This is a genomic window from Streptosporangium sp. H16, assembly GCF_051918855.1.
GTDB lineage: Bacteria > Actinomycetota > Actinomycetes > Streptosporangiales > Streptosporangiaceae > Streptosporangium.
This window is the reverse complement of the sequence record NZ_JBPXMD010000031.1, coordinates 43,252-68,698: the sequence shown is the minus strand read 5'-3', so window position 1 is coordinate 68,698 and position 25,447 is coordinate 43,252. Positions and strand designations below refer to the sequence as shown.

Annotated in this window: 11 protein-coding genes; 7 read left to right on the top strand and 4 right to left on the bottom strand. The window is 71.9% G+C overall.

Annotated elements, in window-relative coordinates; genetic code table 11:
• Positions 1 to 29: 29 nt before the first annotated feature.
• From ACTOQ2_RS35190 to ACTOQ2_RS35180, 3 genes are all read left to right on the top strand, one after another.
• Positions 30 to 1,142 carry a serine hydrolase domain-containing protein gene (locus ACTOQ2_RS35190; RefSeq protein ID WP_440105149.1) on the top strand — a complete coding sequence of 371 codons (1,113 nt, stop codon included), beginning with the start codon at positions 30 to 32 and terminating at the stop codon, positions 1,140 to 1,142.
• Positions 1,143 to 1,450: 308 nt separating this feature from the next.
• Positions 1,451 to 3,184, top strand: coding sequence for an ABC transporter transmembrane domain-containing protein (locus ACTOQ2_RS35185; protein ID WP_440105148.1), 1,734 nt, complete (start codon positions 1,451 to 1,453; stop codon positions 3,182 to 3,184).
• On the top strand, positions 3,181 to 4,938 hold the full coding sequence (locus tag ACTOQ2_RS35180) for an ABC transporter ATP-binding protein (RefSeq protein ID WP_440105147.1): 1,758 nt from the start codon (positions 3,181 to 3,183) through the stop codon (positions 4,936 to 4,938). The genes ACTOQ2_RS35185 and ACTOQ2_RS35180 overlap by 4 nt, the downstream gene beginning before the upstream one ends.
• A 177-nt stretch (positions 4,939 to 5,115) precedes the next feature.
• On the opposite strand, the gene ACTOQ2_RS35175 is transcribed toward ACTOQ2_RS35180, so the two are convergent.
• Complete coding sequence (locus ACTOQ2_RS35175) at positions 5,116 to 7,461, bottom strand: HelD family protein (protein WP_440105146.1); 2,346 nt, start codon at positions 7,459 to 7,461, stop codon at positions 5,116 to 5,118.
• Positions 7,462 to 7,806: 345 nt separating this feature from the next.
• On the opposite strand from ACTOQ2_RS35175, the gene ACTOQ2_RS35170 reads away from it, so the two are divergent.
• The 3 genes from ACTOQ2_RS35170 to ACTOQ2_RS35160 all read left to right on the top strand — a co-directional run bounded on the left by ACTOQ2_RS35170 (position 7,807) and on the right by ACTOQ2_RS35160 (position 12,512).
• Positions 7,807 to 8,292 carry a TipAS antibiotic-recognition domain-containing protein gene (locus ACTOQ2_RS35170; RefSeq protein WP_440105145.1) on the top strand — a complete coding sequence of 162 codons (486 nt, stop codon included), beginning with the start codon at positions 7,807 to 7,809 and terminating at the stop codon, positions 8,290 to 8,292.
• Positions 8,293 to 8,308: 16 nt separating this feature from the next.
• Positions 8,309 to 9,757 carry an argininosuccinate synthase gene (gene argG, locus ACTOQ2_RS35165; RefSeq protein ID WP_440105144.1) on the top strand — a complete coding sequence of 483 codons (1,449 nt, stop codon included), beginning with the start codon at positions 8,309 to 8,311 and terminating at the stop codon, positions 9,755 to 9,757.
• Between the two features lie 439 nt (positions 9,758 to 10,196).
• On the top strand, positions 10,197 to 12,512 hold the full coding sequence (locus tag ACTOQ2_RS35160) for an RICIN domain-containing protein (protein WP_440105143.1): 2,316 nt from the start codon (positions 10,197 to 10,199) through the stop codon (positions 12,510 to 12,512).
• A gap of 117 nt (positions 12,513 to 12,629) precedes the next feature.
• Here ACTOQ2_RS35160 and ACTOQ2_RS35155 read toward each other — a convergent pair whose 3' ends face one another.
• Both ACTOQ2_RS35155 and ACTOQ2_RS35150 read right to left on the bottom strand, forming a co-directional pair.
• Positions 12,630 to 19,880: an RHS repeat-associated core domain-containing protein gene (locus ACTOQ2_RS35155; RefSeq protein WP_440105142.1), complete on the bottom strand. Its 7,251-nt coding sequence runs from the start codon at positions 19,878 to 19,880 to the stop codon at positions 12,630 to 12,632.
• 216 nt (positions 19,881 to 20,096) lie between these two features.
• Positions 20,097 to 22,097, bottom strand: coding sequence for a beta-galactosidase (locus tag ACTOQ2_RS35150; protein WP_440105141.1), 2,001 nt, complete (start codon positions 22,095 to 22,097; stop codon positions 20,097 to 20,099).
• A gap of 33 nt (positions 22,098 to 22,130) precedes the next feature.
• On the opposite strand from ACTOQ2_RS35150, the gene ACTOQ2_RS35145 reads away from it, so the two are divergent.
• Entirely contained in the window at positions 22,131 to 22,310 is a 180-nt protein-coding gene (locus ACTOQ2_RS35145) for a hypothetical protein (RefSeq protein WP_440105140.1), read from the top strand.
• Positions 22,311 to 22,509: 199 nt separating this feature from the next.
• On the opposite strand, the gene ACTOQ2_RS35140 is transcribed toward ACTOQ2_RS35145, so the two are convergent.
• Positions 22,510 to 24,777 (bottom strand): rhamnogalacturonan lyase, encoded by a 2,268-nt coding sequence (locus ACTOQ2_RS35140; protein ID WP_440105139.1) that lies wholly within the window; start codon positions 24,775 to 24,777, stop codon positions 22,510 to 22,512.
• Positions 24,778 to 25,447 lie beyond the last annotated feature (670 nt).

Sequence of the window (25,447 nt, the reverse complement as noted above, 5' to 3'; positions counted from 1 at the left end):
GGTTCTTCTTCCCTGCCCCAGGAGGCAAGATGTCGATGTTCCATGCCCGCGCGAGCCTGCTCGCCGCCGCCCTGGCGGTGGGAGGGGCCGCCATGATGACCCCCGCCTCCGCGGCCGCCCGAGACCGGGGCCACGCCGGGCTCCGGCGTGCGCTCGACCGGGTCGTGGCCGGCGGTGGCGGCCCCGGCGTCGTCGCCGAGTTCAGGGACGCCCGCTCGGCGCCGTGGTTCGGCACGGCGGGGGTGGCCGACATGACGACCGGCCGCGAGCGCCGGCCGGGTGAGCACTTCCGCATCGGAAGCCTCACCAAGGCGTTCACCGGCACGGTGGTCCTGCAGCTGGTGGCCGAGGGAAGGCTGACCCTGGACGACACGGTGGCGAAGTGGCTGCCCGGCGTGGTGGAGGAGCACCTCGGCGCGGACGGCACCGGGATCACCGTCAGGCGGCTGCTCAACCACACCGGCGGGCTCCCCGACGCCATCCCCGGCCGGGAGACCCCGCAGCCGGAGGAGCCGGGGAAGCGCTTCATCTACTCCAAGGTGAACTACGCTCTCGCGGGAATGATCGTCGAGCTCGCGACGGGCACGACCCTCGCGGAGGAGATCGAGCACCGTCTCGCCCGCCCGCTCCACCTGACGGGAACCTACCTCCCCGGCACCGAGGAGACGGTCCGCGACCCGCACGCCCGCCACTACTCCAAGCTGGGCGAGAGCGACCCCGACGCGGAGATCCACGACGTGACCGAGATGGACGTGAGCTGGGCCGGGGCCGCCGGCGGCATGATCTCGACGACCTCGGATCTGCACCGGTTCCTGAACGCCCTGCTGGGCGGCCGTCTCCTGCCTCCCGCCCAGCAGGAGGAGATGTTCACCACCGTCTCGACGGAGGGCTCGGGCTGGGTCCCGGACACCGGGTACGGCCTCGGCGTCTACTCCCAGAGGCTCCCGTGCGGGGTCACGCTCTGGGGCGGCGGCGGCTTCATCCAGGGCTCGATGTCGTACGCGATGGGCGACCGGCAGGGCACCCGCGTGCTGGTGAGCAATCTGAACGGCGACTGGAACGACTTCCAGGAGACCTTCACCACGCTCTTCGAGACGACCTTCGGCCCGGCCGTCCCACCACCGGCCGGCGCGGGCGGGTGACCGGGGGACGACGGGCCCGCAGGCGCGCGACGTCCGGTTTGTCGAAATTCATCGGATCCGGCTAGTCTCCCGTTGATTAGGAAAGGCTAACCTACTTCAGGCGAGCTCTCCGCCCAGCCCGTCCAGAGCCGCCCGAAAGAGCCCTCCATGTCCCCCTCACCTGCGCGTTGTCGCCGCCGGCCGGCGACGTCCTGGCGGTGCGGCCTCTCTCCGGCACAACTACCGGTGGGGGTGGTGACCGTGAGCCTGGGCGGAGCCCGTTTCGCGTGGCCGCCGGCCGGACGGGCACGCGCACGACAGGGACGGGCATGACCGGAACGCGCACGACAGAGGCGGGCATGACCGGCGCGAACGTTCTGCGCAGGACCATGAGACGCAACGCCGCGCGCCTGGGCGCGGGCACCCTGCTGCTCAGCCTGCACCAGGTGTGCGAGGCGAGCGTGCCGATCCTCATCGGTGTGATCGTCGACCGCGCGATCGGCCCGGGCGACGGCGGGTCGCTGCTGTGGTGGCTGGCCGCGCTGGCCGCGCTGTTCACCGCGCTGACCCTGGCCTACCGGTACGGCGCGCGGACCCTGATGCGCGCCATCGCCCACGAGGCCCATCTGCTGCGCCTGGAACTCGCCGCGAAGATCATCGACCGGCGCGGCCTGGACACCGGCCTGCGCACGGGCGAGCTGCTGACGATCTCCTCCAACGACGCCGGCCACACCTCGGAAATCCTGGACCACCTGCCACGCGCGGTCGGGGCGCTGGTCGCGGCGGCGACGTGCGCCGTGACGCTGCTGCTCATCGACCTGCCCCTCGGCGTGGCCGTCCTGGTGGCCACGCCGTTGACGCTGCTGGCGCTGCACGCCGGCACGCCGTACATCACCCGGCACGTCGCCGCCCAGCAGGAGCTGGCCGGTCAGGCCGCGTCGCTCGCGACCGACCTGGTCAGCGGCGTGCGGCCGCTGCGGGGCATCGGCGCCGAGGCGGCGGCCTCCCGGCGGTACGAGCGGGTCAGCCGGCTCTCGCTGGCGGCCGCGCTGCGGGCCGGCCGTACCCAGGGAATCTACGCGGCCGTCTCCGGCGCGGGCGGTGCGCTGCTGGCGTGCGGGGTCGCGGTGCTCGCCGGGTGGTTCGCGTTGCGCGGCCAGCTCTCCGCCGGCGAGTTCCTGACGGTGATCGGTCTGGCGCAGTTCCTGATGGAACCCGTGGGCACCCTGACGCTGGTGCCCGGCTGGGTGGCCGAGGCGCGCGCCTCGGCCGACCGGGTGGCGCGCGTGGCCGGCGCGCCGGTGCTGCTGCCCGGCGGACCTCCGTCCGGTGGGCCCGGCGACGCCGGCGCGGCGGGCCCACCGGGCCCGGTGGACGGGGGGCTTCCCGGGCTGGAGGTCTCCGGGCTGAGCTACGACGCGCTCGCGGGGGTGGACCTGGTGGCCGGGCCCGGCGAGCTCGTCGGGGTGATGGCCCACCGCCCCGCCGACGCCGACGCGCTGGTGCGGGTGCTGTCCGGACGGGTGAGCCCCGCCGAGTACGGCGGAAGCGTAAGGATCGGCGGCCGGATCCTCGTCGAACCCCACCACACCGACCTGTTCGAGGGCACCCTCGCCACCAACCTGACCGTGGGCGGCGAGCCGGGGAGCCCGGAGGAGCTCGCGGCGGTGCTGGCCGCCTCGGCGGCCGACGACGTGGTCGCCGCCCATCCCGACGGCCTGGAACTCCAGGTGGTGGAGCGAGGCGCGAGCCTATCGGGCGGCCAGCGACAGCGGGTGGCCCTGGCCAGGGCGCTGCTGGCCCGCCCACCGATCCTGGTGCTGCACGATCCGACCACGGCCGTGGACGCGGTCACCGAACAGGGCATCGCCCGTGGCCTGCGCTCCCTGCGCCACCCCACGGGCGGCGGCACCTTCACCACCCTGGTCGTGACCAGCAGCCCCGCCCTCCTCGCCGCCGCCGACCGGGTGTTCGTGCTGGACGGCGGCAAGGTGGTCGCCGAGGGATCACACGCCGAGCTGGGAGCCACCGACGACGACTACAGGCGGGCGGTGCAGCGATGAGCACGGCGGGGGAAGGGGACCTGCTGCCGGTCGCGAGCGGCGGTGAGACCTGGCGCTGGTTGCACGCCCGGCTGCGCGAGCGCCGCGGCGCGGTGGTCGGGACGCTGCTCGTGGGCGTGCTCGGCGCGACGGCGTCGGTCGTCCCCGCGTACGTGATGGGCATCCTCGTCGACCGGGTGCGCGAGCAGTCGGGCACCGCGGTGATCGTCGCGGTCGCCGTGGTCATCACGCTGTCGGCCCTCACCGGCGGTGCCGCCACCGGGCTGACGTCCTACCTGGTGGCCAGGCTGGGCGGCCAGATCCTGGCCGTCCTTCGCGAGCGTACGGTCGCCCGCGCCCTCACGCTCCCGCTCACCAGGCTGGAACGCGCGGGCAAGGGCGACCTGCTGTCGCGCGTCAGCGCGGACGCCGCCGAGGTCACCAGGGCCGTCTCCGACGTCATCCCCGGCGTGATCGCCTCGGTCCTGCTCGGCACGCTGAGCCTGGCCGCGATGGCCGGCCTCGACTGGCGGCTCGGCCTGGCCGGCGCCGTCTCGGTGCCGCTGTACGCGCTGGCGCTGCGCTGGTATCTCCCCCGGGCCGCCCCTCACTACGCGAGACAGCGCATCGCGGTCGCGCGCTCGTCGCAACGGCTGGTCGAGAGCATGCAGGGCGTGCGCACGGTGCACGCCTACCGCGTGGAGGAAGGTCACCTGCGCGCCATCGACACCGCCTCGCGCGACTCGAGGGAGGTGTCGGTGGGGGTGCTGGACCTGTTCACCCGTTTCGTGGGGCGGGTCAACAGGGCCGAGTTCTGCGGCCTGACCACCATCCTGGTCGCCGGCTTCCTGCTGGTCCGCGCGGACGCCGTCACCGTCGGCGAGGCCGCCGCCGCGGCCGTGCTGTTCCACCGGCTGTTCAACCCGATCGGCATGTTGCTGTTCGTCTTCGACGAGGTGCAGGCGGCCGGGGCGAGCCTGGCCAGGCTGGTCGGCGTCGCCCACCTGGAGTCCGCCCCCGAGCCCGAGGGGGGAGCGGCCCCGGCCGACGCCTCACTCGACCTGGTCGACGTGCGCTTCAGCTACGACGGCTCCGCCGAGGTCCTGCACGGCGTCACCCTTCGCGTGCCCGCCGGGGCCCGGGTGGCCCTGGTCGGCTCGACGGGCGCGGGCAAGTCGACCCTGGCCGCCGTCGCGGCCGGGTCACTGAGCCCGACCGGCGGCAGCGTGCTGATCGGCGGGGTGTCGCCCTCCTCGCTGGACACGGCGAGGCTGCGCGGACACGTGGCGATCATCACGCAGGAGACCCACGTCTTCGCCGGGCCCCTCGTCGAGGACCTGCGCCTGGCCCGCCCCGGCGCGACGGCCGAGCGGGTCGCCTCGGCGCTGGAGCTGGTCGGGGCGCTGCCGTGGGCGCTGGCGTTGCCCGAGGGCCTCGACACCGTGGTCGGGGAGGGCGGTCACGAGCTCTCGCCCGCCCAGGCGCAGCAGCTCGCCCTGGCCCGCCTGGTGCTGGCCGACCCGGCCGTCGCCGTGCTGGACGAGGCCACCGCGGAGGCGGGCAGCATGGGCGCGCGCGTGCTGGAGGACTCGGCCGCCGCGGCCACGCGCGGCAGAACCACCCTGGTCGTGGCGCACCGGCTGACCCAGGCCGTCTCCGCCGATCGTGTCGTCGTCCTGGAACACGGGCGGATCGTCGAGGAGGGGCCCCACGAACGGCTGGTCGCCGCCGGGGGCCGCTACGCCCGTCTCTGGGAGGCCTGGGAGTCGCGCTAGGCCCGGGGCCGGGGATCGGCGCCCGTACCGGGCCGTTCACCATGGCCGCACCCGGGTGGAGCCGAACTCACCGGACCGGGATGACCTGTTCCTGAGGGTCCGGTGGCCGATCGGCCGTATCGTCTTCGCGGCCGCCAGGAGGACCATCTCCTCCTCCCGGAGGCGGCTTCATCACCGTCACCGGGCGAGTTTGGCGAGCATGTCGGGTAGTTCCGCTTCGTGCACCACGGCAAGGCGCCTGGTGGCTCGGGTGATCGCCACGTAGAGATCGTGACCCCCCTTGGGTGACTGGGCGAGGATCTCGTCAGGGGCCACGACCACGACGGCGTCGAACTCCAGCCCCTTGGACTGGGTCACGGTGAGCACCACCACCGGCGTCTCGAGATCGACCTCGGCGAAGCCGGTATGACGCGCGTCGGGAACGATGACGGCCAACCGCCCTTCGCCGATCGCGGCGAGCTCGGGCTCCACCACGTCCGCGAACCCGGATGACGTACGGCGGACGGCGCGAGGCGGAGCCCCGCCGGCACGGACCGACCGCGGGGGGACCTGGTCGGGAGCCACGGCGCGCAGGACGTCGGCGGCCACGTCCATGATCTCGGCCGGGGTCCGATAATTGATCATCAGTCGCTCCTCGCGCCAACGGCCCTCGGCATAGGGAGCCAGCACCTCTTCCCAGGTGCGGGCGCCCGCCGCCGACCCCGTCTGGGCGATGTCGCCGACGACGGTCAGTGAGCGGGTCGGGATGCGCCGCATGACCGAACGCCAGGCCATCGCCGACAGCTCCTGGGCCTCGTCGATGATCACATGACCGTAGACCCACGTCCGGTCGGCGGCCGCGCGCTGGGCGGTGGTCAGCGCCGGGCCGCGGTCGTGATGACGGTCGGCCAGGGTGCCGACGTCCAGCAGGTCACCGAGCCTCGCCCCGGCCTCGTCCAGGATCTCGAAGTTCTCGTTGTAGGTCAGCACGTCCTGGGCGTAGGCCCGCTCGTCGCGCCGCTCGGCGGCGTCGGCCCGGTCACGTTCCGGATCGCCGGTCAGGTCGGAGCCGAGCAGCTCGGCGGCCTCGTCGAGCAGCGGCACGTCACCCACCGTCCACGGCGCGTCCGGCGCACGTAGCAGCTCCCCCGCCTCACCGGCGTCCAGCCCCGCCGAGAGCATCGCCTCCCAGTCGGACAGCAGCTCGCCGACCAGTCGCTCCGGGGTGAGGACCGGCCACAGCTCGTCCACCGCCCGCCGTACCGCCGGCTGCTCCCACAGCACCCGGCAGGCCTCCCGCAGCGTCTCCTCCTCCTCGACCCGCATCTCCTCCTCGTCCGGCGGCAGCTCCAGCCACGAGTCGCCGTCGTCGGGCAGTACCACCCCCAGCTCCTCCTCATCCGTCAGCCACTCGTACTGCGCGGCCTCGGCGGTGGCCAGCGCCCGCAGCATGTCGAGCACGAACACGTGCCGGGCCTCGTTGTGCGGGCTGCGCAGCGCACGGGCGCGGTCGCGGGCGATGACGCAGGTGCCGTGGTCCACGCGGAGCGTCGTCCAGTCGACCACGACCTCCTCGCCGCCGCGCACCGACGTCCGAGCGGGGATCTTGACCTCGAGGTCCCCTTCGGGAACTCGCTGCCGATCCTGTACGGCTCTCGCCATCACCTCGGCCATCCGCAGGTCACCCTTGATCACGGCCTGGGCCGGGCCGTCCTCCGCCGTCGCCGCGATGCCCGGATAGAGCCGCCCGAGCGTGGTCATCACCACGTCGCTCTCGCCGAGGGAGGGCAGCACCTGCTCGATGTAGCGGGAGAACAGGTCGTTGGGCCCGATGATCAGAACACCTCTGCGCTCCAGGACGTCCCTGTGCGTATAGAGCAGGTAGGCGGCTCGGTGCAGCGCGGCGACCGTCTTACCGGTGCCAGGACCGCCCTGGACCACGAGGATCCCGTGCAGGCCCGAGCGGATCACGCGGTCCTGCTCGGTCTGGATGGTGGCCACCACCTCGCTCATCTTGCCGGTCCTCGCCCGGCGCAGCGTCGCCAGGAGCGCCGCCTCCCCGACCAGCGACCGGCGGTCGGCGTCGCTCATCCGATCGAGGTCGAACACCTCGTCGTCGACGCCGACCACGGTCCGGTCGCGAGTGTGCAGGTGGCGGCGCCGTACCAGTGAACCCGGGTTGCCGGGCGTGGCGGTGTAGAACGGGCGGGCGGCAGGCGCCCGCCAGTCGATCAGGACCGGCTCGCCGTCGCCGTCGCGCAACCCGATCCTGCCGATGTAGAGGGTCTCACCGCCGGAGTCGTCGATCCTGCCGAAGCACAGGCCATGCTCCACTCCGTTGAGCCTGGCGAGGCGCCTGGCGTACTCGCCGGAGAACACCTCCCGCTCGACCATGCCCCGAGCGGTGCCGACCCCTGGACTCCGGTGCGCCTCTCTCAGAGAGGTCTCGGCCCGCTCACGCGCCTCGTCGAGGTGGCAGTACAGCATGGTGATGTAGGACTGCTCGGCCTCGATCTGGGGGCTTGACACTTGACGGCTCGACATTTCCTTGGTACGCTCCTCTTAGTTGGGGACGTGTTTTCTTTTTCATGTGAGAGCGCTAAGAGAACGAGTATAGACCGTCCCGTACGCCGATGCGTCGACCTGATGTCGCCCGCCGTGCAGCCACCGGCCTCAGACGGCGGACCACCCCGCCGGGCGCGCCGCCCACCCTGTCGGGCGATGACCGGTGGGATGACGGGGCAGCGCGGCCGTTCGCAGCGTCCCCCGTGGTCACAGGCTCGATCGGCACACCCGGACCTCGCCCGTGCGACAACCCGGGGTCGCCGGTGCGGGCCGGCATGCCACCGGTTTGACCCTCACGCGACGTCAGTCCGTACGGTCGGCGTCATGAGTGACAGGAAGATCAGGTCCCCGCTCGGCGACGAGGAGAAGCGCGAGGTCTGGGGCGAGTTCGCCGATCGGGAGGACGAGTACCTCGCCGAGGTGGAGCAGCGATGGGGGAACTCCGGCGCGTACACGCAGTCAGCGAAGCGCGTCGCGGCCTACGGAAAGGAGCAGTGGGAGCGGATCAACCGCGACAACGCGGCGATCGAGGCGCGGATCCGAGAGCTGATGGACGCCGGCGCGGCCCCGTCGAGCGAGGCGGCGATGGACGTGGCCGAGGCGCAGCGGCGGCACATCGCCCGCTGGTTCTACGACATGACGCACGAGTTCCACGTGCGAAAGAGCCACCTGTACGTGGAGGACCCGCGTTTCCGGGCGGGCATCGAGACGAACACCCGGCCGGGCGCGGCGGAGTGGCTGCGAGAGGCGATCGCGGCCAACGCCTCGCGCCATGAACCACCCCCCGCTTTGCATGACCATGCGCCGTAATGCATAATCTTGTTTCATGTCCAAGGTTCTCACCTCCCTGCCCACCGGCGAGCGGGTCGGCATCGCCTTCTCAGGCGGCCTCGACACCTCGGTCGCCGTCGCGTGGATGCGCGACAAGGGTGCCGTTCCGTGCACCTACACCGCCGACATCGGCCAGTACGACGAGCCCGACATCGCCTCGGTGCCCGGCCGCGCGCTGACGTACGGTGCCGAGATCGCGCGGCTGGTCGACTGCCGCGCGGCGCTGGTCGAGGAGGGCCTGGCCGCGCTCACCTGCGGCGCGTTCCACATCCGCTCGGCAGGGCGCCCCTACTTCAACACCACGCCGCTCGGCCGTGCCGTCACGGGGACCCTGCTGGTCCGGACGATGATCGAGGACGACGTGCAGATCTGGGGCGACGGCTCGACGTTCAAGGGCAACGACATCGAACGGTTCTACCGGTACGGCCTGCTCGCCAATCCCCACCTGCGCATCTACAAACCCTGGCTGGACGCGGACTTCGTGTCCGAGCTCGGCGGCCGCAAGGAGATGTCGGAGTGGCTGCTCGCCCACGGCCTGCCCTACCGCGACAGCACCGAGAAGGCCTACTCGACCGACGCCAACATCTGGGGCGCCACCCACGAGGCCAAGACCCTGGAGCACCTCGACACCGGCATCGAGACCGTGGACCCGATCATGGGCGTGCGGTTCTGGGATCCCGAGGTCGAGATCGCCGCCGAGATCGTGACCGTCGGCTTCGAGCAGGGCCGCCCGGTGACGATCAACGGCAAGGAGTTCGCCACCCCGGTCGACCTGGTGATGGAGGCGAACACGATCGGCGGACGGCACGGCATGGGCATGTCGGACCAGATCGAGAACCGGGTGATCGAGGCCAAGAGCCGCGGCATCTACGAGGCGCCCGGGATGGCGTTGCTGCACGCGGCGTACGAACGGCTGGTCAACGCGATCCACAACGAGGACACCCTGGCGAGCTACCACAACGAGGGACGGCGGCTCGGCCGGCTGATGTACGAGGGCCGCTGGCTCGACCCGCAGGCGCTGATGCTGCGCGAGTCGCTGCAGCGCTGGGTGGGCACGGCGATCACCGGCGAGGTGACGCTGCGGCTGCGGCGCGGTGAGGACTACTCGATCCTGGACACCTCGGGCCCGGCCTTCAGCTACCACCCGGACAAGCTGTCGATGGAGCGCACCGAGGACTCGGCGTTCGGCCCGGTGGACCGGATCGGCCAGCTCACCATGCGCAACCTCGACATCGCCGACTCGCGTGCCAAGCTCGAGCAGTACGCCGGCCTCGGCATGGTCGGCACCACCCACCCCGCGCTCATCGGCGCCGCCCAGGCGGCCTCGACCGGGCTGATCGGCGCGATGCCGCGGGGCGGCGCCGAGGCCATCGCCTCCCGCGGCGAGGTCTCCGGTGACGACGAGATGCTCGACCGCGCCGCGATGGAGTTCGGTACCGACTGACCGGCGAGATCTCCCTCGGCCGGCGCGCCGGACCGCGCCGGCGCCACCGCGAGGGCGGGGAGGACCGGGAGAGGACCGGAGAAAGACCACCCGGCGTGCCGGCCACGGTCGCGGCGCTGAAACTTTCAGAACCCTGAGGTCTGCGGACGGGCCGCGGGGCCGGCGCCGCCAGCGGCGCCGGGACGCCGGGAAGACGCAGGTCGTGCGCGGCCGGCCTCCGGGGGGAGACGGCCGGGAAAGCCGCGCGGGACGCCGGCCCCGCGCGCCGGACCCTCCGGGGATCCCGCCCGCCGCTTGACCGCCCCGAGGCCTCTGCCGACACTTGGCACAAATTTGCCTTCATGCCTGTGAAGAGCCCGACACCCAGCGGAAATGTTAACGCTAACAGCAGCCGTCGCGCGTTCGTAGAGCCATCGTCCGCAACGAGAGGCACCCCCCTGTGAACAGACTCGCAAGCCCTCCCCCGCGAGGCGTCCGCCGCCATGCCGGAGCCGTTCTCGCGGCAGCCGTCTTGGTACTGCTCGCGGTGTGCCAGTCGCTCGTGGCCGCCGGACCGGCCGCCGCCGCGACGATCGACACCAACGCCTGGTACGTCCTGGTGAACCGGCACAGCGGCAAGGCCGTCGACGTCCTCGATCTCGCCACCAACGACGGAGCCCCCATCGCCCAGTGGTCCCGCAACGACGGCGCCTGGCAGCAGTGGCAGTTCGTCGACTCCGGCGGCGGTTACTACCGGCTGCGCTCACGCCACAGCGGCAAGGTCCTCGACATCTACAACCACTCCACCGCCGACGGCGCCCAGGTCGTCCAGTACACCGACCTCAACGGCGGCAACCAGCAGTTCCGTGTCGTCGACACCGACGGCGGCCACGTCAAGCTGATCAACCGCACCAGCGGAAAGGCCCTGGAGGTGTGGGAGCGGTCCACCGCCGACGGCGCCCGCGTGTCGCAGTACACCGACCTCAACGGTGCCAACCAGCAGTGGCAGCTCGTGAAGCTCGGCGGCACCGACCCGGTCCCCGGCGACGCCAAGCAGATGGAGGACCTGGACCGCGGCCTGATCAGCGTGCGCTCCGGCAGCGGCAACCTGGTGTCCTGGCGCCTTCTGGGCACCGAGTCCCGCGACACCACGTTCAACGTCTACCGGGGCGGCACCCTGGTCGCCGGCGTCACGAACTCCACCAACTACCTGGACTCCGGCGCCGCGGCCGACGCCTCGTACACGGTGCGCGCCGTGGTCGGCGGCACGGAGCAGGCCGACTCGGGGACCGCGTTGCGCTTCGGCAACGGCTACCTGGACGTGCCGATCAGCCCGCCCAGCGGCAACCACACCGCCAGCGACGCGAGCACGGGCGACCTGGACGGGGACGGCAGGCTGGACCTGGTGCTGAAGTGGGAGCCCAACGACGCCAAGGACAACTCCCAGTCCGGGGTCACCAGCCCGGTCTACATCGACGGGATCAGGCTCGACGGCACCCGGCTGTGGCGGATCAACCTGGGCCGCAACATCCGCGCCGGCGCCCACTACACCCAGTTCCAGGTGTACGACTACGACGGCGACGGCCGGGCCGAGGTGGCGATGAAGACCGCCGACGGCACGGTCGACGGCCGCGGCACCACCATCGGCAACGCGAGCGCCAACCACGTCAACTCCTCCGGCTACATCCTGGCCGGGCCGGAGTACCTGACGATGTTCAACGGCCAGACCGGCGCCGCGATGTCGACCGTCGGCTACGAGCCGCCGCGCGGCACCGTCTCCTCCTGGGGTGACAACTACGGCAACCGGGTGGACCGGTTCCTGGCGGGCACCGCCTACCTGGACGGACAGCGGCCGAGCCTGATCATGGCGCGCGGCTACTACACGCGGGCGGTCATCGTCGCCTGGGACTTCCGCAACGGCTCGCTGACCCGCCGCTGGACGTTCGACTCCAACTCCTCGGGCAACAGCGGCTACGCCGGCCAGGGCAACCACCAGCTGTCCATCGCCGACGTGGACGCCGACGGCAGACAGGAGATCATCTACGGCGCGGCCACGATCGACGACAACGGCGCCGGCATGTACCGCACCGGCTTCGGGCACGGCGACGCGTTGCACGTCGGCGACCTGATCCCGGGCCGGTCGGGCCTGGAGGTGTTCACCATCCACGAGGCGGGCAACCAGCCCGCGGCCGACGTGCACGACGCCCGCACCGGGCAGGTCGTCTGGCAGCGGCCGAACAACGGCGGCGCGGAGGGACCCGGCCGCGGCGTGGCCGCCGACATCTACGCCGGCAGCCCGGGAGCGGAGTTCTGGGGCGCGGGGACCAACATGGGCAACCTGTACAACTCCTCCGGGGCCTCGGTCGGCCGCAACCCCTCCTCGGCCAACTTCCTGGCCTGGTGGGACGGCGACCCGGTCCGCGAGCTGCTGGACCAGACCCGGATCGACAAGTACGGCACCGGCGGTGAGACCCGGCTGCTGACCGCCTCCGGGGTGCACTCCAACAACGGCACCAAGGCCACCCCGTCCCTGTCGGGCGACATCCTCGGCGACTGGCGCGAGGAGGTCATCTGGCCCACCACCGACAACCGGGCCCTGCGGATCTACTCCACGCCGGCCGCGACCAGCACCAAGATCCACACTCTGCTGCACGACCCGCAGTACCGGGTGGCCCTGGCCTGGCAGAACACCGCCTACAACCAGCCGCCCCACCCGGGCTTCTTCATCGGCGACGGCATGGCCACCCCGCCGCAGCCGAAGGTCTACCTGCCCTGATCCCTCGCGCACGGCCTCCGCGCGCCGGTCCCCGGCACCCCCCGGTGCCGGGGACCGGCGCGCGGGCCACGGAGATGTCGAGGGCCCTCCCCCGCCGCCCTCACCGGTCGTCAAGGATCACTTCGGGTCCTTCCACCCGGAGAGGATGTCGGTGGGCTCCCCCTTCCCCGAGCCGCCGTCCCGGTTCGCGGCGTCGATCAGGCGGCCGAAGTCCTTGCGCGACATGGGCTCGTCCGGAGTGGTGGTCACCCGCTTCTCGGTCTCCGGATGGGACGGGCCGGCGCACTCGGCGTGCTCCGGGGTGCACATGCCGTACGCGCCCATCTGGTCCAGGGGCCCGTCCCAGGCCTTGCGCCTGGCGTCCTCCGCCCTGGCCCGCAACATCATCCCGTAGGCGATCAGGCCTCTCGCCGCGTCCCTCGCGCCGTCGTCGTCGTGGTCCATCGCGTTGGCCGCCACCATCCCGGGGGCCTCGTAGGTGAGGCCGTCCGCGCTGGTGTAGGTGGTGACGTCGGCGCCGGTCAGCAACCCGCCGGTGCCGAAGATGCCGACCTCGGCCTTGACCTGCCAGGTGCCGCCGCTCTCCGCGTCCGGGATGGCGGGTCCGTACACGGTCACCAGCATGGCCTCGGCGGAGTTCCCGTCGGCGACGGAGGTCTCCAGGTGGCCGACGTCCAGTTGCGCGGAGGTGCCCCAGGTCCGGCGGCCCGCGGAGATCTCGGCGTTGGTGGCGTTGACCTCGACGTGCATGAGGGTGCCGACGCCGCCGCCGTTGTAGTGGGTCTGTTTGGCGAAGGTGGAACCGTTCACCGGCCGGTCCTCCAGGCCGTCCGGGTCGACCAGGCCGACCGGGTTGTTGCGGGTGTAGGTGTAGAGGTTCGCCCGCCGCGGGTCCGCGGTGTCCGGTGTGAAGCGGTACTTCGGGTCGGTGGAGGTCCACTGCAGGGCCAGCGGGTCGTAGTAGCGGTATCCGTAGTAGTGCAGCCCCGCGGTGGCGTCGCGGTCCTTTCCGTTGAACTCCCGGGAGTACTTCCCCGCCGGGGTGCCCGCGGCGAGCGTCTCGGTGAGCAGCTCGCCGAAGGCGCCGTAGGAGGCGGTCCGCAGCACCGGGGCCTGGCCGGTGGCGTCGGGCGCCGCGCCGAGGGTGAGGACCTGGTGGCCCTGCACCGAGCCGACGTGGTGCTCGACGGTGCCGGTGGCGTGGTCGCCGTCGACGCGGGCCACGGCGTCGCCGCCGATCCGCACCAGGTGGCGGTACTCGGCGGCCGTGCCGGGCCGGTAGCGGGCCTCCAGGTCGCCGAACCAGCGGCGGACCTCGGCGAGGGTGCCGTCGGCGTCGTGCCGGACCGCGGCGACCCGGGTGTTGCCGTCGTAGAAGAAGGTCTCCTTCTCCCCGTCCGGCCGGGTCACCCTGCGCAGCCGGTAGCCGTCCCAGCGCTGGCCGACCACGGTGCCGTCGGGCAGCGCGCGGGTGAGCGTGTTGCCCGCCTCGTCGTAGGCGTAAACGGCCAGGTCGGTCCCGTCGGCCCGGCGCAGCGCGACCAGCCGCTGCGGGTCGCCGCCCGCCCGCGGGTCCTGGTAGACGTGGGTGACGTCACGGGCCACCGGCCGGGCCGCACCGGTCGCGGAGACGTCGGCCGCCGCCATCCGGCCGCCCGGGGTGTACCGGAAGGTGCCCCGGTAGCCGGTGCCGCCGGACTGCGCGGCGCCGGTGAGCTGGTGGCGGTGATCGTAGCTGTAGGTGGTGGTGCGGACCGGCTCGCCGGTGCCGCCGAGTTGCTCGGCGATCTCCTTGACCTCGCCGTTGTCGTGGTAGCTCAGCGTCTGCCGGTACCGCTGGGTGCCGCCGGCCTTGCCCATGACCTGCAGCGAGGTGGCGCGGCCGAACCTGTCGTGGCCGTGGAACACGACCGGGCGGGCGAACCCGGCGGTGGCGTCCTGGTTGGCGGACCTGACGGTGACCAGGCCGAGCCGGTTGCGGAAGGACTGGATCGTCATGCTCTTGCCGCCGACGGTGAACCGCGCCTCGGAGGGCACGCCGTCGTGGTCGTAGCCGGTGTGCACCGACGGCCCCTCGTAGGTGACCGTTCCGTGCGCCAGCACCGCGGAGTACGTGCCGCGCTCCTCGTTGCCGGCCGCGTCCCGCTGGTGGTCGACCGCCAGGTCGTCCGCCGTGACCAGTCCGGACAGCGCCGGCACGATCTGCCGGGCGCCGGCCAGGTGGCCGTACGGGGTGTAGCGGTTGACCACGGTGACCGACGGCGAGCTGGTGTACGACAGCCGGCCGACCTGGTTCGCGGCCTGGACGGCGGGCAGCGACGAGTGCGCCCGGTCGTAGCCGTACTCCTTCGGGCCGAGCTTGAACTCCTCCCGCTCCGCGGCGGTCAGGTCGCGCACCGCCGGAATCTCCTTGACGACCCGGTTCAGGTCGTCGTACTCGGTGGTGTGGGTGTAGGCCGCGGCCTGCGCGCCGGCCGGCAGCGGCTCGGTGATCGACGTCATGTTGCCGTTGGCGTCGTAGCCGTACGACCAGGTGCGGCCCGCGCCGGTGATCGACCGGCGGTTGCCGGAGTGGTCGTGCACCAGCGTGGTGGTCACGCCGTCGGAGTCCGACACCGAGGCCGTGCGGCCCGCGCCGTCGTAGGCGTAAAAAGTGGTGGCCCAGAGCGGGAGGTTCTCGCCGTCGGAGTCGCGGGTGCCACGCCGCTCGTCGATCGTGGAGACCTGCCCGGCCGCGTCCCGCCGGGTGATCGTCTGGGACGGCGGCGAGCCGTCGGCGGTCTGCTGCGAGACCGTGTGCGCGAGCCCGTCGTAGGTGTGCAGTTCGAAGACCTGCGACCCCGACCCGGTCTCCTGGACCCTGACCGGCCGGTCCAGCGCGTCGTAGGTCGTGCGCACGCCCACCGAGCCGGACTCGCCGTCGCCGCGCGGCACGAACACCTGGTACGCCCGGCCCGCGGCGTCGTAGTCGTAGCTCGTCGTGAAGTCCTGCTGTGCCCGCTGCCGCACGACGCTGCGGAGGGTGCGGCCCAGGCCGTCGAGCTCCGTCGTCGTGCTGCTGAACAGGCCGTCCCCGACCAGTTCCCGCGTCACGCGCGACACCGGCGCGCCGCCGGCGGGCGCGTCGTCGTAGGTGGCGCGGGCCACCTCGACGCCGGTCGCCCCGCCCGCGCCGGCGGCGTGCCGCAGGGTCTGCAGCGGCCGGCCGAACCCGTCGATCCTGACGACGGTGCGCTCCCGGAACTCGGCGTCGCCGAACGCGCACGCGGTCGCCGGGTCCGGCTCGCCGCCGGCGTCCGGCCCGTCCGGGCAGACATAGTCCGGGCCCGCCACGTCGAGCGCGACCCCGGTGCCGAGGTCCACGACGGACGTCGTCACGTGGCCGGCCGGGTTGGTCGTACGGACCACGTGCACGCCGTGGGCGTCGTAGGCGTACTCGGTGAACCCGGCCGCGTCGTTGGTGTTGCCGTACCTGGCGACCTGCGCCGGCTGCCACGTCCGGTACGGCAGGCCGCGGCGGGCGCCGTCGCCACCGTAGTACTGGTACCGGGTGGTCCGGTCGGGCACGCCCGCCATGGCGTCGTCCACCGTGACGTTCTTCGGGTAGTGGAAGTCGCCGTCGTGGTAGGAGGTGCGGGTCACCCCGAGCGGGGTGGTCACGCCGTCGAGCACGCGCTCCTCGACGGTGGTGTCCGGCGCCACCCGGTACACCGCGCTCGTCCAGGCCACCTTGTAGGACGGCGAGGCGCGCCGGATCTCCTGCCTGCCCTGCCCGTTGACGAAGCGGGTCTCGACCTTGCTCGGCAGGTCCGCGACGAACTTCCCGCCGACGCTGTTCCCCGCCCAGCCGGTCTCGACGACCAGCGACGGCGCCGACGCGACGCACGCGTCCGCGGTCTGCCCGAGGGCCCCGGTGCAGGTACGGGTGGTCGTCGCCCTCGGCAGCACCACCCGCGGCGAGAAGCCCGCCGCCATGCCGGGCGCGCGCAGCCAGAGTTCCCGCACATGGTAGGTCTCGTCCACCACCCGCATCACGCCCGTCTGGCCGGCCGGGTCGAACGCCGGGCCCGCGGTGAACGCCGTGTCGCCGCGGACCGTCACGGTGCGCCGGGGCAGCCCGCGGTGGTCCTGGTCGAAGGCGTACAGCCGGACCGTGGTCAGGTCGTCGCCGGCGTTACCCGGGTCGCCGACCCGCAACGTCCGCACCTCGGCGAACCCGCGGAACCGGGACTGCCCGTACGGGCCTGGCGTGAAGGCGGGCAGCCGGAAGTGGTGCCGGGTGGTCATCTCCGGCTCGCCCTGCCCTGGACGCACGGTGACCCGCGTGGCCGTCCACTTGCCGGCGGCCGGGTCGTAGCCGTACGACACCAGGGACGTGGCACCGTAGCCGTTGCTCACCGTGCGCAGCAGCCGCGCCGGGGCGTTGTGGCTCTCGCCGGTGTCCAGGATCGCCTTGGCGTACCGTACCGTCACCGAGCCGTCACCGTCGCCGTCCTCGACCAGGTCCAGCAGGCCGTCGGCGTTCACGTCGGCCGCCTTGTGCGCGTAGGTGTGCAGGTAGTCGGCGCGGTCCACGAACTGGTTCCGCATGGCCCCGCCGGTGACCCTGCCGCCGAGCCGGTGGGCGAGGGCTGCGTCCACGCCGGTGGCCCTCACCCACGCGGCGCCACCGCCCAGGTACAGCTTGGCCCCGGTGCCGGCGTTGTGGAACAGCACGTCCGGCACGCCGTCGTAGTCCAGGTCCACCATCCGGGTCCTCACGTACCGGGTGCTCGCGGTCGGGTAGCCCTGCCAGTCGTGGGAGTCCTCCACCAGCCGGAACGACTCCAGCCGCCTGGTGTCGGCCGCGCCCTCGCTGAACATCACCTGGCCGCCGCCGTCCGCGGTGCCGAAGCCGAACCCGGCGTTGTAGGTCACCCGGGTGCCGCCGTCTCGCACCTCGACCCGGTCGGGCAGCCCGTCTGCGTTGACGTCCGGCTCGACGCCGCCCCGCATGTAGCCGGTGTAGGTCTCCAGGCAGCCGGGGCAGCCGGAGCCCTCGGCCCGGTCCCTGCCCGGCGCGAAGTCGGCGTTCTGCGCCCCGTCCGGCAACTTGATCGGGTCGCCGAAACCACCGCCCTTCGTGCCGGGCAGCACGTAGCCGCTGTCCACCGCGAAGTCGCCGTAGCCGTCGCCGGTGATGTCGGTCAGCGTGCCGAGGACCTGCTTCGAACCTTCGAGGGAGGCGTACGGCGCGTGGAAGGCGCCCACGAAGCCCGGCTCGGGCACCGTGACGATCCGCTCGTTCAGCCGGGTGTCGGTGGTCCGGCCCGCCGGGACCTTCGCCGGGGTCGCCTCGAAGCCGGTGCCGGTGTTGCGGTACACGTACCAGTACGCCTGGCGCGCCGTCACCTGGACGGGGTCGATCGACGAGTTCGGGATGCGGAATTTGAACTCGGTCCGCCAGTGCGGGTCCGCGGGCACGCCGTCGCGCTCCGGGTCGTCCCAGAGCGGCGCGGGCACGCCGTGCGTGCTCGCGTACGGGCAGTGCACCGAGGCGATCGGCTGGGAGATCAGATCGGGGCGGCGGTCGCCGTCCACGTCGTAGAAGCCGTGCCGCACCTGCTGCATGGAGCCCCAGCCGGCGCGTGCCCCCCAGTTCGCCACCGTGTGACACGGTTTGGACGCGTCGCCCTGCCAGCCCGCCGAGGTGGAGCTGAACGAGCGGTTCAGCGAGCACAGCAGCTCGCCCACCCCGCTGTCGCCCGCGCCCGCGCTCACCGGCACGTCCGCCATGGCCTTGGCCAGGCTGAACGACGCGAAGAGGGCGTCGTCCCTGGCGAAGCCCTGGCTGCCCCGGTTCACGTACACCTCGACGTGGCAGCCGCCGGTGAACGGGCCGGCCGTGCTGGCCCGCGACAGGTTCATGTCGCCGGACTCGCCCGAACGCCTCAGCAGGTCCACCCGGCCGTCGCCGTTGATGTCCAGCCACATCCGGGTGACGCTCTCCCCGGACGCCTGCGCCGCCGACGCCTGCCAGGACAGGTGGTAGGAACTCGGCAGGTTCGCCGTGCCGTCGCCCGGCACCGCGCAGAACTTCGCGTCACAGGACCGGAAGCCCGACGTGGGCGCGAACAGCCCGGCCGTGTCGCCGAACTGGTCGACCGTGTTGGTGTCGACCGACTCCGGCATCCTCAGGTTCGCCACCGTCACCGCGGGCTGGTAGTGCTCCTCCCTGGTGTACGCGGCCGCCTTGCCGTACGTGAACCGGGTGGCGGGCAGCACCGTCGTGCCGCCCGCCCCCGAGCCGATGTTCGGCGAGTACGCGGTCTGCTGGACGCTCGCCAGCTCGCGGAACGGCGCGGCCGTTCCCGCCGCGCAGTCGTCGGTGCCCGAATAGCCGAGCTGGTACTGGCGCACGTGGAAGAACCCGGTGCCGTTCAGGTTCTTGCGCTGCGTGATGATCCGGTCCAGCTTGCGGGTGCCGGACAGCAGCCCCGTCCCGTACCGGTAGTCGAGCCTGCTGCCGACCGGCAGCAGGTCCGAGGTGTCCGGATTGCCGCAGAAGACCGGGTCCAGGTGGTCGAACACCACCCGGGCGTACGGCTGGTCGCCGCCGGCCTGGGACGAGCCGGGCGACCAGTAGTCGATGCTCGACAGCAGGAACTCCCGCGGGTGCCCGGCCGCGGGCGCGGCCGTGGTGCGCCCCACCACGGTGTAGTTGTACCTGAGCTGGTGGCCGGTGTGGTCGGTCTCGCTGACCAGCGGCGCGTACCCGTACGGGTGCCGGCTCTTCACCCCGAACCGCTGCACCGTGCCGTCGCCGCGGAACGCCTTCCACCAGTACGGCTCGGAGGCGACCTCGCCGAGATATTCGAACCGGGTGTAGCCGGTGTCGTTGAGCGCCCGGTACCCCACCCCGCCGGGCGAGACCGGCAGGCTCTGGTCCGGCACCATCGGGCTGCCGTCCGGCCCGGCGAAGTTGCGCGGATCGGCCGCGCCGCCGCCGTCCGGCCGCTCCGGGCGGAACGTCCCGGCCTCCGGGTCCACCGTGACCGCCCGCACCGGCAGGCTCCACCCCGCGGCCACCCCGCCGTGCACCGGCGCCGACGACGCGTACCGCAACGCCACCGCCGGGCTCTGCCCCCGCCGTCCCGGCGGGACCTCGATCGGGTACGAGTACGTGAAGTCACCGTCCGGGGCGGTCTGCCCGGATCCCCCCGCCGGTGCCGTCGCCTCCGGCGCCTTGTTCGCCCCCGCCATCAGGGCGGCCGCGTTTCCCGGCCGCCGCGCGTCCGCGCGCGCGGGCGCGCTCGTCACCAGCCCGCCCGCCAGTACGGCCACCGCGGCGACCACCGCGACCGGACCCCCGGCCCGTCTTCGTAACACGTGAAACTCCTTGGACAAGAAGAGGAGGGCCTGCCGTCAGGGCAGCACCCTCATGTCCACAGAAGTTTGTTCTACGACGCCCGCGACCAGGAGGCAGCAATACGCACAGCGAGTGCGTATTCCTGCACAGGCCCTTCGTGCCCGGCCGGAGAAGTGGACGGCGCGGGAGCGGACACGGCGTCCGGGAGGCGGGTGGCCGTAGTGGGGGCACCGCGGTCATGAGGTCGCCCGCCCGAAGACACGCCAGCCGTAGGCGCCGATGGTGTCACCGGCTTCGCTGGCCGCCTCCGGCCGGCGGCCGAAGGACGAAGGCGGTGTGAAGGGCTGTCCGGAGTGGTTGATGACGAACAGGCGCCCGTCGCGCACGACGGCCTCGACGTGCTGCGGCAGCCGATCCACAGGCGGGCGAACGCCGGCGCCGGCGAAGATCCGCGCGGTGACCGCGCGCATGCCGTCCTCATCGGGAATGGTGGCCAGGTAGTAGGCCGTTCCCGAACCGCTCGTCCGCGAGGTGAAGGCGGGGTGCCCCTGGAGTCTGCCGTCGCGGAAGTCGCCGATGACCGTCGCGTCGATCAGGTCGAGTTCCTCGGCGAACAGGCGGCCGGTCATCGAGGTGTCTCCGAGGGACACGGTCACCGTGGTGCGATCGTGCGCGTCGAGGGGGAGGGCGCCGAAATCCCTCACCCTGAGGCCGAGCGTGGCTCCCAGCCGGGTGGTGAAGCCCCCGGCGGCGAACCTGTCGTGCTCGTCGACCACGTCGCTGAACGCCGACAGCAGCAGCGTCCCGCCATCGGCGACATAGGCCGCGATGTTGGCCGCCGACGCGTCGGTCAGCAGGTAGAGCTGTGGTGCGATGACGACGGCGTACTTCGACAGGTCGTCGTCCGGATGCCGGATGTCGGCGGTGACGTGCTGGCGATGGATCGCCGCGTGCCACTGCCGCACGACCGCGAGGTAGTCGAAGCGCACCGGATGGTCGGAGTTCTCCACCGCCCACCGGTTCTGCCAGTCGTAGATCAGCGCCACGGGCGCGTCGACCTCTGCCGAGAGCCGAGGGAGCCCGGCCAGGTTCTGCCCGAGTTCGACGATCTCCCTCCAGGTGCGGGTGCGGGTTCCCGCGTGCGGCACCATCGCCGAGTGGAACTTCTCCGAGCCTGATCGGGACTGGCGCCACTGGAAGAACATCACCCCGTCGGCGCCTCGCGCGACGGCCTGCACGCTGAGGGCCGCCATCTGTCCTGGCGCCTTCGGCGAGTTGCTCGCACGCCAGTTGACCGCGTCCGGGGCCTGCTCCATGAGGACCCACGGAACTCCCGGTTTGAGGGATCGCATGAGATCCCGGTCGAAGGCGGCCTCCCGGAACGACTCGGCGTCCGCCGGATCGGGATAGCTGTCATCGGCGACCAGGTCCAGATCCGCCGCCCACGAGCGGTAGTCGATCGGCTCGAACGCGCCCATGAAGTTCGTGGTGACGGGCTGAGTGCCACCCGCCGCACGGATGATCGACTTTTCCATGCGATAGAGCTCGAGCAGCGCGTCGGAGGTGAAGCGCTTGAAATCCAGGAGACCGGAGGGGTTGACGCTGGAGGGCGTGAGCCGAGGCGGGACGACCTCCTCGAAATCGCCGTAGCGCTGCGACCAGAAGGCCGTGCCCCAGGCGTCGTTCAACGCCTCGATGTCGCCGTACCGCCCGCGCAGCCAGGCGCGGAACGCGACCGCGGCGTTGTCGGAGTAGTCGGCGTGCACATGGCAGCCGTACTCGTTGTTGACGTGCCACATCACCACCGCGGGATGGCAGGCGTAGCGTTCCGCGATCGCTCCGGCGAGTTCGGCCGCCAGGCGCCGGTACACCGGCGACGTGGGAGCGTACGCCTGCCGGCTGCCGTGCCAGTAGGTGGCCCCCGAGGCGTCCTTCGGCAGGATCTCGGGGTAGGCCCGGCTCGCCCACGGTGGCGGGGAGGCGGTGGCCGTGGCGAGATTCACCCCGATTCCGCCCGCGTGCAGCTTGTCGAGGATCCGGTCGAGCCAGCCGAAGTCGAACTCGCCCTCGGCGCGCTGGATGCGCGCCCACGCGAACACCCCCAGGCTGACCAGATTCACGCCCGCCGCCCGCATCAGCCGGATGTCGTCGTCCCATACCGATTCGGGCCATTGTTCTGGGTTGTAGTCGCCGCCGTAGTACACCTGAGGTGCTCTCCTGCCCGTGGTTCGTGTCAAAGCCGAGCGCGCCCCGGAGCGCGAACGCGCTCGGTGCCGCCGATCCGCGACTGGACGGGACGAGCCCCGCCGCCGACGTTCACCGAGGGGCACGCGGGGATCGGCGGCGAGCCGTGTGACGCGGTCCTCGGCCGCGGAGCCGACGTCGCCGAGTACAACGGTGGCCGTCGTCGCCAGGCCGCCGGGCGGCACATGCTCGTCACCGGAAATTAAAACGTTTCCATGGAATCGGTTCAAGCCCCTCACGCAGCGGAGGGGAGGTCTGCGCGTCATTTCTTGCTTTTCGTCGCTGCCCGAGCCTGTGACCGGCGAACACGGCGCCCTGGGCGGCCGCGTGCGGCGGATGCGGTCTCCGCACGGCATCGAAGCCGGGGCGTCCCGCTTTCGGACGCACCGGCTTCTCAGCGGCGGATCATCGGATCCTGGGCACGGGGACCTTGGCCCAGTCGAGGTCGGTGGCCAGGTAGAAGCCGGGGTAGGCGGGCTGGTTGTAGCCCGTCTGCTGCCTGGCCACCTCGACCCGGTACTGCGGGTCGTGCATGAGGGTGTAGAGCTTGCGGTTCGTCACCTCGGTGCTGATGTGGACGCGGGCGGCGGTGCTGTCGGTGGTGCGCACCACCAGTTCCTCGCGCCAGTCGCCGAGGATGTCGGCGACCAGGCCCGGATTGCCCTTGGTCCCGTTGTTGGCAAGGGTGCCGGTGGCGGTCAGCAGCGTGCCGCGCTTGAAGTCGTCGACGGTGGGTGTCTGCAGCACCGTGGTGGCGGTGCCGTTGACCAGTTGGGTGGTCATGTCGGCTGCCCAGCGGATGCTCTGGTTGGTGCCGGGCGTGGTGACGCCCAGGTGCTCGCCGCGCGCGGACCACAGGCCGGCCTGGATCTCCTGGTTGGGCGGCATCGCCGACCAGGCTTCCATGCCGCGGACGGCCGGGTCGATGTCACCGACCATGCCCCGGCCGGTGTCGCGACCGCTGTAGCCTCCGAACAGGACCCGGCCGGTGGCGGCGTCGCGCATGGCCCAGCCGTACGGCGCCGACGTCCCGCCCTCGTGCACGGTCCAGATCTCCAGACCGGGCCGGTCGGGGTCGAGGTCGCCGACGTGCATGGCGTCGCCGTGGCCGAGCCGGACGTTCTGGCCGGGCACGCCGCTGTTCGGCGGGGCCACGTCGAAGGAGGAGTACAGCAGGCTGCCGTCGTCGTCGACGGTGGCCGCGCCGTACACGATCTCCTGCCTGCCGTCGGCGTCGACGTCGGCGACGCTCATCGAGTGGAACCCCTGGGTGGTCAGGGTGGCGAAGGAGGGATCGCTGCCGTCGACGCCGTGCGGGGAGGCGTTGAAGGGGTTGGCCATCGGGGCGTGGCCGCTGTCGACGAACCAGCGTTCCTTGAGCCTGCGGCCGTCCCAGTCGTAGGCGACCAGGGTGGTGCGGGTGTAGTAGCCGCGGGCGAAGATCGCCGAAGGGCGCCTGCCGTCGAGGTAGGCCACCGAGGACAGGAAACGGTCGACGCGGTTGGCCGGCTCGATGCGGGCCATCGCGTAGTCGCCCCACAGCAGGCCGTCGTCTCCCCGGCCGGGCTTGTAGTCGACGGTCTGCAGCTCCCTGCCGGTGGCGCCGTCGAAGACCGACAGGTATTCGGGGCCCTTGACGACGAAGCCGGCGAACTCCCGCAGGCGGTTGTTGCCGCTGCGCGAGGGCGCGTAGACGTCGACGAAGTGGGTGGCGAGCTCGGTCGCCGCCTGGCGGGAGAGCGGGTAGGCGTGCGTCGGCGTGATGCCGAAGGCCTGTTCCAGCGTCGCGGGCCAGCGCCCGGCGACCACCTCGGGGTGCTCGTGCCACTTCATGAACGTGTCCACGAGGTGGTCGAAGTAGCCCGCGGCGCTCAGCCGGTAGTCGTCGGTGTGCGAGTAGCCGGGCCGCGGCATGGTGACGAACCGCTCCTTCTGGGGATTGCCTGCGGCGTCGTAGCGGATGACCCCGGTGCCCGGCGCGGTCTTCAGCATCACCTCCGAGCGGCCGTCGCCGTCGAAGTCGTAGACCAGGAACTGGGTGTAGTGTGCGCCCGACCTGATGTTGACGCCCAGGTCCAGCCGCCACAGCAGCTTGCCGTCGAGCGTGTAGGTGTCGAGGTAGGTCGGGCCGGTGTAGCCGCGCTGGGAGACGTCCTTGGCGTTGGAGGGCTCCCACTTGACCACCAGCTCGTAGCGGCCGTCGCCGTCCACGTCGCCGACGCTCATGTCGTTGGCCGCGTAGGTGTACGTCTCGCCCACCGGGGTCACGCCGTCGGCGGGCTTGCGGAGCGGCACATCGTAAAACGATTCACTCCAGGGCCGGACGGCAGCGCTTTTCCTGCCCTCCTTGCCCCTTGTGATCGGGGCGACCGCGTACCGGGAGGCGGGCGTGCCCGCGACGTCCCGGTAGTTGGTGCTGTCGGTGACCGTGGCGATCGGGCGGCCGTCCCTGTACAGGCGGAAGGCGGCGCCGAGCATGCCGTTCCGGCCCGCTCCGGTCACTTCGGATCCCAGTAAACGCCAGCTCAGGAAGATGCCGTTCGGGGTGGTCGTGGCGACGAGACCGCGGTCGAGGCGCTCCATCCACACGCGCGGTCCGGCGGCGGCGGGGGTGGCCGGGAGGATGCACGCGAGTGCGGCCAGGATCGTGAATGCTAAGCGGGCGGCGCGCATGACGGAGCTCCTGAGGGGGTCGGAGCGGTTAAATCGATATACCCGCTGGAGGTTATGAGCGTTGTCATCGGCAGTCAAGGCTTCGGTTTCCCCGGCACCTGGAGGTCGCTCTCCGGCTTCTTCGCCGCGTCACCCCCGTACTTCGCGGCACGGTCGAGCGCCGTTCGCGGCTCATACCGCACCCGACCTGGACGGCTTCCGCGACGAGACCGTCCGTGGCAGCCGACACCCGCGCCGCCGTTGATCCCGGCCCTCCACGGGCGGCGATGAGGGAAAAGCATGAAACCTTCACGTCACCGCCGGAGAAGGTCGAAGACTCTGGGAGCGTTCACAAGGCGAAAAAGGGCCTTGTCGCCGCTGACGGCGATCGCACGCTCGCAGGCCTCGGCCTTGATGAGTGCGCCGGTGTAGCGACGGCGCGACGAGGGGGAAGCCGCCTCCCTGGCGACCGGGAAGCCCGCGGTCGCGATGGGTGAGCGTGACGGCGCTGCGCGCCTTCGCGTTGTTCCGGCAGATCCCGAGCATCCCTTGACGAAGGCGGCGCCGGTGTTAAAACTAAGAACCAATCTCCTCACAACATCGTGAACCGCTGGTTACACAGAGGAGTGTTAGCGCTAACAGCATCGGCGACAGCCCTTTGTCGATTGCCCGCACCAGAAGACCTCCGCGA

Bases quoted from the DNA above. Each gene is read 5' to 3' on its own strand.
- ACTOQ2_RS35190 (WP_440105149.1), top strand. From the start codon at position 30: ATGTCGATGTTCCATGCCCGCGCGAGCCTGCTCGCCGCCGCCCTGGCG.
- ACTOQ2_RS35185 (WP_440105148.1), top strand. From the start codon at position 1,451: ATGACCGGAACGCGCACGACAGAGGCGGGCATGACCGGCGCGAACGTT.
- ACTOQ2_RS35180 (WP_440105147.1), top strand. From the start codon at position 3,181: ATGAGCACGGCGGGGGAAGGGGACCTGCTGCCGGTCGCGAGCGGCGGT.
- ACTOQ2_RS35175 (WP_440105146.1), bottom strand. From the start codon at position 7,461: ATGTCGAGCCGTCAAGTGTCAAGCCCCCAGATCGAGGCCGAGCAGTCC.
- ACTOQ2_RS35170 (WP_440105145.1), top strand. From the start codon at position 7,807: ATGAGTGACAGGAAGATCAGGTCCCCGCTCGGCGACGAGGAGAAGCGC.
- argG (WP_440105144.1), top strand. From the start codon at position 8,309: ATGTCCAAGGTTCTCACCTCCCTGCCCACCGGCGAGCGGGTCGGCATC.
- ACTOQ2_RS35140 (WP_440105139.1), bottom strand. From the start codon at position 24,777: ATGCGCGCCGCCCGCTTAGCATTCACGATCCTGGCCGCACTCGCGTGC.